At 44.4% G+C, this 2039-nt stretch carries 1 protein-coding gene and 1 pseudogene; both read left to right on the plus strand.

Annotation, left to right across the window (positions count from 1 at the left end):
* A pseudogene (locus AB5H98_RS13295) lies at positions 1–860 on the plus strand (aconitate hydratase); the annotation flags it as partial.
* Between the two features lie 11 nt (positions 861–871).
* A complete protein-coding gene (locus tag AB5H98_RS13300) occupies positions 872–2029 on the plus strand; it encodes an isocitrate/isopropylmalate family dehydrogenase (protein WP_367926363.1) in 1158 nt (385 codons plus the stop codon).
* The last annotated feature ends 10 nt before the right edge of the window (positions 2030–2039 follow it).

A 2039-nucleotide genomic window follows, 5' to 3' on the forward strand; every position in this document is an offset into this window, starting at 1 on the left:
GAATGGGCCAAAGTCCTAATTCTGCTGGAATTTCTTTGCGTACATTTAATCGTAACTTTGAAGGACGAAGCGGTACACGTGATGCAGGCGTTTATCTTGTAAGTCCTGAAACGGCTGCTGCTAGCTGTCTGACTGGATATATTACAGATCCGACAACTCTTCCTGCTTTTGCTCCAATTGCGGTCCCCGATTTGTTCCCTGTCAACGACAATATGGTGGATCTTCCTGCCGGAGAAGATGAATATCAAAATGTAGAAATTCTGCGCGGGCCAAATATTAAACCGCTCCCACAAGCAAAACCGTTGGAAAATGTATTTGAATTGCCTTGTCTTCTCAAAGTGGGAGATAATATTACGACCGATCACATTATGCCGGCTGGCAGCAAAATTCTTCCTTATCGTTCCAATATTCCCTATCTTTCCAATTTCTGTTTTGAAGTATGTGATCCGGAATTTCCCAAGAGAGCCACAGCAGCACCTAATGGCGGCTTTATCGTGGGTGGTACCAACTACGGACAGGGATCCAGTCGTGAACACGCCGCACTTGTTCCGTTGTACTTAGGAGTCCGCGCGGTAATTGCTAAGAGTTTTGCTCGCATTCATAAAGCAAACCTCGTCAATGCAGGAATTTTGCCTTTGGAGTTTGAGTGTCCGGATGACTACGATAAAATCAACTTGAACGATCAACTCGTGCTGGAAAATATTTTTGCCGGTCTCGAGGGACATCCCATTGCTTTAGTAGACAAAACAACCGGTGCAACTGCTCATTTGAAATGTGACATTTCTTCCAGGCAGGCTGAAATCATTAAGGCCGGAGGTCTGTTGAACTTTACGCGTGAAAAAACGTTGAATGGAAAGTGAGGTTTTTTCGAATGGTAACGGTAAATGAAGCCAAAGAAAAATTTGGAGAACTAATCGAAGCACAAAAAAGTCGTGTAGCGGAAATGCGCGCACAAGGTGATTTTGTAGACTACTCAAAGCTTGATCAAATTGTCATCGGAATTTGCGGTGGCGACGGAATCGGACCGACGATTACACATGAAGCCGAACGTGTATTACGATTTCTTCTAAAAAAAGATGTAGAAAGCGGTCGAATTGTATTTAAGGAGATTGATGGTCTTACCATTGAAAACCGTGCCGCACATATGAAAGCCATTCCGGACGATGTACTTGCAGAACTGAAAGCATGTCATGTTATTTTAAAAGGCCCCACAACTACGCCTCGGGCCGGTGACGAGTGGCCCAATATTGAAAGTGCTAATGTGGCCATGCGTAAAGAGCTTGACCTGTTTGCAAATGTCCGTCCTGTAAAAGTTCCGGAACAAGGAATCGACTGGACCTTCTTCCGCGAAAATACAGAAGGCGCTTATACACTTGGAAGCTGCGGCTTTGAAACCGAGGACGGTATTTCAATTGATTTCACCGTTACTACTACGGACGGTACCGAACGAATTGCAGCGCTCGCTTACGATTTTGCTCATAAAAACCACAAAAACCGCGTTTCCATTGTTACAAAAGCTAACATTGTTAAAGCAACTGACGGAAAATTTTTGCGCTTGTGTCAGGAAATCGGAAAGAAATATCCGGACATTACAACAGACGACTGGTATATTGATATCATGACCGCGAAGCTGGTGGATCCTAAGCGTCGTCGTGATTTTCAAGTATTTGTGTTGCCGAATTTGTATGGCGATATCATTACGGATGAAGCCGCAGAGTTCCAGGGTGGCGTTGGAACGGCAGGTTCTGGAAACATCGGCAAACGCTATGCAATGTTTGAGGCGATCCACGGCTCTGCCCCTCGCATGGTAAAAGAGGGTCGCGCTAAATATGCTGATCCGTGCAGTATGCTTCGTGCCAGTGCAATGCTCCTTTCTCACATTGGTTACCAAAAAGAGTCTGATCAGTTAACTGCGGCTCTGGATAAATGTATGTTCGAAGAAAAAGCATTGACAATTACAGGACGTGACACTGGATGTACTTGTGAAGAATTCGGTGATTATGTCATGCGTACCATCGAAAATCTATAATTTGTTATTT

The organism is uncultured Ruthenibacterium sp., from assembly GCF_963558415.1.
Lineage (GTDB): Bacteria > Bacillota > Clostridia > Oscillospirales > Ruminococcaceae > Ruthenibacterium.

What these genes read in the sequence shown, in the direction of transcription:
- AB5H98_RS13300 (WP_367926363.1), top strand. Translation starts at nt 872, where the DNA reads ATGGTAACGGTAAATGAAGCCAAAGAAAAATTTGGAGAACTAATCGAA.